Source organism: Yoonia sp., from assembly GCF_036007805.1.
Lineage (GTDB): Bacteria > Pseudomonadota > Alphaproteobacteria > Rhodobacterales > Rhodobacteraceae > Yoonia.
Genome location: NZ_DASYOK010000204.1, coordinates 1 through 4,194, shown reverse-complemented (window position 1 = coordinate 4,194; position 4,194 = coordinate 1). Strand labels below are relative to the sequence as shown.

Below are 4,194 nucleotides of genomic sequence, written 5' to 3'. Positions count from 1 at the left end.
GCCGAGATCACCACATGGGAGTTACCCTGCGCGGCGGCCATTTCAGCGACGCGAGCGGACTGGCTGTTGCCTTTGCCTGCGCTGTCTTCTTCGACGTTGCAGACATAAAGGACGGGCTTGGTCGTCAGCAGTTGCAGCATTTTCCATTGCTTGGCATCATCGGGGTCCACATCAACGGTGCGGGCGGGTTTGCCGTCTTCCAACGCCGCCTGCGCCATTTCCAGCAGGCGCACCTGCTGGACCGCCTCTTTGTCGCCACCACGCACTTTGCGCACGAGGTTCTGCAAACGCTTTTCAATGCTCTCCAGATCAGCGAGCATCAATTCGGTTTCAATCACTTCTGCATCTTCGACAGGGTCCACACGACCCTCGACATGGGTGATATCGTCGTCCTCAAAGCAGCGCAGCACATGGGCAATGGCATCGCACTCACGGATATTGGCCAGAAACTGATTGCCCAGACCCTCGCCCTTGCTGGCACCTTTCACCAAACCCGCGATATCGACGAATGTCATGCGCGTCGGGATGATCTGCTTGGACGAGGCAATCGCCGCCAGCTTGTCCAGCCGCGCATCAGGCACCGCCACATCGCCGACATTGGGTTCAATCGTACAGAACGGGAAATTGGCCGCCTGCGCCGCCGCTGTCTTGGTCAGCGCGTTAAACAAGGTCGATTTGCCCACATTCGGCAAACCCACAATACCCATCTTGAAACCCATCACGGCTCTCCTTTGAACGTTACGGCGCTTCTAGGCGGCGCGCGTCCTCTGCGCAAGCCACATGGGATCGTCACTCAGCCATTGATTTTCCGCCCCCCATCAAGCAAACCAAGCCAAGTTTGCAGACCGGGGACAAAGATGAGCAGAATCGACGCCAAATTCGTGCAGTTGCGCGCAGAGAACAAAAAAGCTTTCGTGGCTTATGTGATGGCGGGTGATCCTGACTATGACACCGGTCTTGAGGTCGTCAAAGGCCTGCCCGGCGCGGGTGTCGATATCATCGAACTGGGCATGCCCTTTACCGATCCGATGGCCGATGGTCCCACGATCCAGCTGGCCGGTCAGCGCGCGCTTGAGGGCGGGCAGACGCTTGAGAAAACGCTGCAATACGCCCGTGAACTGCGCAAGACCGACGACACAACCCCGATTGTCATGATGGGGTATTACAACCCGATCTATTCGCGCGGTGTTGATACGTTCTTGGCGGACGCAAAGGCCGCCGGCATTGACGGGCTGATCATCGTTGATCTGCCTCCCGAAGAAGATGATGAACTGTGCATCCCCGCGCAAAAGATGGGGATCAACTTCATCCGGTTGGCCACGCCAACAACAGATAACAAACGCCTGCCCAAAGTGCTCGAGAATACCTCGGGCTTTGTCTACTACGTCTCTGTCACAGGCATTACCGGTGCCGCCGCCGCACAGGCTGATGAAGTCGGCCCCGAGGTTGCGCGCATTAAATCTCAGACCGATCTACCTGTTATCGTGGGCTTTGGCATCAAAACGCCAGACGCTGCCGAAGCCATCGCCAGCATCGCGGACGGTGCTGTTGTTGGTTCTGCGATTGTTGAAAAGATCGCGGCAGGTGAAAGCGTGGCTGACGTTCTGGCCTTTGTGAAATCGTTGGCGGATGGAACCCATCGCGCCTGAGCCACGTCTTTTGCGCAAGGACACCAAGCCATGTATGTCCCTCCCCAGTTTCTTGAGATCGAAATCGACGAGATCACGGCAATCACCCAAGCCGCTCCTCTGGCTTGCATTGTGGCCCAAACCGCTCAGGGGCTTATTGCAAACCATATCCCGTTGCTGTCCGCCCCCGATAGCAGGCTGATCGGGCATGTTGCTGCGGCCAACGACATGCACAGGCTGATCACCGAAGGACAAGAGGTCCTTACCATTTTCCGCGGCAATGACGCCTATGTCTCGCCAAACTACTACCCGTCCAAAGCGGAACATCACCGCCATGTACCGACATGGAATTATCAAGTGGTCCATGTCTATGGCACAATCAGCTTTCAGTATGACGACCATGCCAAACGCGCCGCAGTCGCCCTTTTGACCCGCGACCATGAACGGCGCATCAACGGACAGCATGCGTGGAAGATGGCGGATGCGCCCAAGGACTACATGCAGCAGATGCTTGACGGCATTGTCGCATTCCACATCAATGTCCGCACAATCCTCGCCAAATCCAAGCTGAGCCAGAACCGTGATGCACGTGATTATGAAGGCACAATTTCCGGACTGAAGGCTGCGGGACATGACGCGATGGCCGCAAAAATGGAAAACCGGTCAAAGAAACCTGCATGAGCCGGAGCCTTGCAAACTATATTGCAGCAAACCCATTGTATTGGTAATAAGACTTAACCAATTCAAGGATTTTGGCATGCCTGTCATCACAACAATCGCGGACCTGAAGCGGCTGCATAAGCGCCGTACACCCAAGATGTTCTACGACTATGCCGAAAGCGGCAGTTGGACCGAACAGACATTCCGCGAAAACACATCCGATTTCGACCAGATCAGGTTCAAGCAAAGGGTCGCGGTGGATATGACCAACCGCACCACTGCCAGCCAGATGATCGGCCAGAATGTGGCGATGCCTGTCGCCCTCGCCCCTGTTGGCCTTACGGGCATGCAATGCGCTGACGGCGAGATCAAAGCCGCCCGCGCGGCCGAAAAGTTCGGCGTGCCGTTCACGCTGTCCACCATGTCGATTTGCGCGATCGAGGATGTGGCCGAGAACACCACCAACCCCTTCTGGTTTCAGGTCTACACGCTCAAAGACGATGACTTTATGAAGCGCCTCTTTGACCGCGCGCGTGCCGCCAAATGTTCAGCCATCGTCATTACGCTGGACCTGCAAATCATGGGGCAACGGCACAAGGACCTGAAAAACGGTCTCTCCGCGCCACCAAAATTCACTGCGGCCAGCATCGCCGATCTTGCCACGAAATGGGGCTGGGGCATCGAGATGCTGCAAACCAAGCGCCGCTTCTTTGGCAACATCGTCGGCCACGCCAAAGGGGTCACAGACCCCTCATCGCTGGCATCGTGGATTGCAGAAGCTTTTGATCACGCTCTGGACTGGGACCGCGTCGCGCAACTGATGAAGATGTGGGACGGTCCGGTGATTCTCAAAGGGATCATGGATGCCGATGATGCACGAAAAGCAGCAGAATTAGGCGCAGATGCGATCATTGTTTCCAATCACGGGGGGCGTCAACTGGATGGCACACTGTCGTCGATCCGCGCCCTGCCCGCGATCATGGACGCGGTCGGCGACAAGGTAGAGGTCCACCTTGATAGCGGCATCCGGTCAGGACAGGACGTGCTCAAGGCGCTCGCGATGGGGGCCAAGGGCACCTATATCGGGCGGGCTTTCGTCAACGGCCTGGGGGCAATGGGCGAAAAAGGTGTGACCACCGCGCTGGAGGTGATCCATAAAGAGCTTGATCTGACGATGGCGCTTTGCGGTCGGCGCGATGTGAATACGCTCGACAAGGATATCCTGCTGATACCACAGGGCTTTGAAGGGCATTGGCAGTAAACGAAAGCCAGGTCACAGGAAATCACGCATGCAAAGACCTTGTATCCAACCGCGTGAAATATGCCACAATGCATTGGAAATGTTATCTATTTTCAGCATGAGGCCCACAGCCGGTTGACGCTGCAGCACTTCTTGGAAACTTTCGCGCCACACAGGCGGGACCTCAGGTGCCGTCTGAAATTGGAACTATGTGTCAGTGAGGAATAAATTAATGCTTACAAAAACAACCGCGATTGCCGCAGTCATTGCACTCTCGGCGTCATCCGCGTTTGCGGGTGGTCTGTCCGACCAGATTGTAGAAGCACCCGTCATGGAAGAGGCGGTCGTTGCTGAACCGCGGATCAACACCACCTATGTGGTTGTCGGTGTTCTTGCAGCACTTCTGATTGCAGCAGCAGTGGGTCAGGAAGAGAATGACAGCGTTCAACAGCCGCGTATTCCAGTGAACGAAGACCCTATCATCATCATCCCAGACCCCGGAAATAACCCTCCGCAGACCTAGGATTCGTGAAGGTGCAGTGCTAGTCTTCTTTGGCGCAAAAGAGAAACTCACTCCGCTGCGTCAGGAAGTATTAACGAGTTAGGAACACTTGATGTTTAAGAAAGTAACAGCTCTCGCAGCTGCAACTGCCCTTTGTGCGTCCA

General features: G+C 55.9%; 5 protein-coding genes. 4 read left to right on the top strand and 1 reads right to left on the bottom strand.

Translation table 11 applies throughout. From position 1 onward, the window contains the following. Positions 1 to 719, bottom strand: a 719-nt coding sequence (gene ychF / locus VGP75_RS11605) for a redox-regulated ATPase YchF (RefSeq protein WP_327543817.1), incomplete at its 3' end; no start/stop codon positions are given. A 138-nt stretch (positions 720 to 857) separates the two neighbouring features. On the opposite strand from ychF, the gene trpA reads away from it, so the two are divergent. The 4 genes from trpA (at position 858) to VGP75_RS11585 (ending at position 4,051) form a co-directional block, all read left to right on the top strand. Further along, on the top strand, positions 858 to 1,649 hold the full coding sequence (gene trpA / locus VGP75_RS11600; RefSeq protein WP_327543816.1) for a tryptophan synthase subunit alpha: 792 nt from the start codon (positions 858 to 860) through the stop codon (positions 1,647 to 1,649). A 30-nt stretch (positions 1,650 to 1,679) separates the two neighbouring features. Next, positions 1,680 to 2,309: an FMN-binding negative transcriptional regulator gene (locus VGP75_RS11595; RefSeq protein ID WP_327543815.1), complete on the top strand. Its 630-nt coding sequence runs from the start codon at positions 1,680 to 1,682 to the stop codon at positions 2,307 to 2,309. Positions 2,310 to 2,385: 76 nt separating this feature from the next. Then, complete coding sequence (locus tag VGP75_RS11590) at positions 2,386 to 3,549, top strand: alpha-hydroxy acid oxidase (RefSeq protein ID WP_327543814.1); 1,164 nt, start codon at positions 2,386 to 2,388, stop codon at positions 3,547 to 3,549. Between the two features lie 211 nt (positions 3,550 to 3,760). Next, positions 3,761 to 4,051, top strand: a complete 291-nt coding sequence (locus VGP75_RS11585) for a hypothetical protein (RefSeq protein WP_327543813.1) — start codon at positions 3,761 to 3,763, stop codon at positions 4,049 to 4,051. Positions 4,052 to 4,194 lie beyond the last annotated feature (143 nt).